This is a genomic window from Vibrio fujianensis (assembly GCF_002749895.1).
Taxonomy (GTDB): domain Bacteria; phylum Pseudomonadota; class Gammaproteobacteria; order Enterobacterales; family Vibrionaceae; genus Vibrio; species Vibrio fujianensis.
This window is the reverse complement of the sequence record NZ_NBUS01000054.1, coordinates 504,160-505,509: the sequence shown is the minus strand read 5'-3', so window position 1 is coordinate 505,509 and position 1,350 is coordinate 504,160. Positions and strand designations below refer to the sequence as shown.

General features: G+C 46.2%; 2 protein-coding genes. One reads left to right on the top strand and one right to left on the bottom strand.

Annotation, left to right across the window (positions count from 1 at the left end; translation table 11 throughout):
• On the top strand, positions 1–795 hold a 795-nt coding region (locus tag B7C60_RS19700), incomplete at its 5' end, for a rhodanese-like domain-containing protein (protein ID WP_281251725.1).
• Between the two features lie 69 nt (positions 796–864).
• On the opposite strand, the gene B7C60_RS15380 is transcribed toward B7C60_RS19700, so the two are convergent.
• Positions 865–1,230 carry a hypothetical protein gene (locus tag B7C60_RS15380; RefSeq protein ID WP_099612398.1) on the bottom strand — a complete coding sequence of 122 codons (366 nt, stop codon included), beginning with the start codon at positions 1,228–1,230 and terminating at the stop codon, positions 865–867.
• Positions 1,231–1,350: the final 120 nt, after the last annotated feature.

The window sequence follows — 1,350 nt, the reverse complement described above, 5'->3', positions numbered from 1 at the left end:
GCCATCGAAGAGAAAGATTTTGTCACAGGAAAACCAACACTAGTGCCACTGGCAGGCCCAGCGAACCGTCAAGGTCGAATGGCTGCCGACAACATGCTTGGCCGCAATGAAACTTACCAAGGTACACAGGGTACCGCAATTTGTAAGATTTTCGACTTGGCGGTAGCTTCAACCGGTAAAAATGAGAAGCAACTTAAACGTGAAGGCATTGAATACGAAAAAGTTTATGTGCATACCGCAAGTCATGCCAGTTACTACCCAGGGGCAGAAATTGTCTCATTTAAAATGTTGTTTGATCCGAATAACGGTAAAATTTTCGGCGCACAAGCAGTCGGTAAAGACGGTATTGATAAACGGATTGACGTGATGGCGGTTGCGCAACGTGCCGGTATGACCGTTGAACAACTGCAGCACTTAGAGTTGACTTATGCACCACCGTACGGCAGCGCAAAAGATGTCATTAACCAAGCCGCATTTGTTGCCACCAACCTGATGAAAGGTGACGCTAAAGCGATTCATTTTGAGCAACTTGACACCCTAACCGACGATCAAATTCTGTTAGATGTCCGCAACCCGGATGAACGGCAAAATGGTTGTTATCTCAAAGGCGACATCAATATTCCGGTCGATCAATTACGTCAGCGGCTGCATGAGTTACCGAAAGACAAAGAGATCATTATCTACTGCCAAGTTGGGTTACGCGGTAACGTCGCCTATCGCCAGTTGGTGAACCACGGCTTTAAAGCACGTAACTTGATCGGAGGGTATCGCACTTACTATTTTGCTCACGCCTAGCACACATTTAGTTCTCAGCCAGTGGATTACCCACTGGCTTTTACTGATTGAAAACAGACCCTAGTACAATTACCCTTTGAGATCTGCCTGCCCTTGGGCATTGGTCACCGAAAGCGTTTTCCCTTGGAGTGCTTTAGGTAAAGCAAGCGTGAAAGATTCCCACATTGGCATCCGACGACACATATCTTGTTTAACGCGCATCACCGATACGGTTGCTGCTTGTTGCTGGATTGAGTCTATCTGTAACGCAAAATGATCCGCCTGGCTGCATCCATTCCCCTGTGCTTCAAAAACGATATAGTGTGAGTTTATTTGATAGCTCAATAGAGGGACTTTATCCCCTGCTACAGTGGTATTGGTTACAGCAGTCTCTGCGCCACTACAAGCACTCAACATAAAGGCCAATACGATGCTGAATACGACTCTTATCACCATTTCACTCCTTGACGAAAACGGAACCAACCGAGTAAGCCTAACCCCAATAAAGACCAACTGATACTGCCACCTGAGCTAGAAGTAGTAACCTCTTTATTTTCTTGGTCACGCTCAAACATC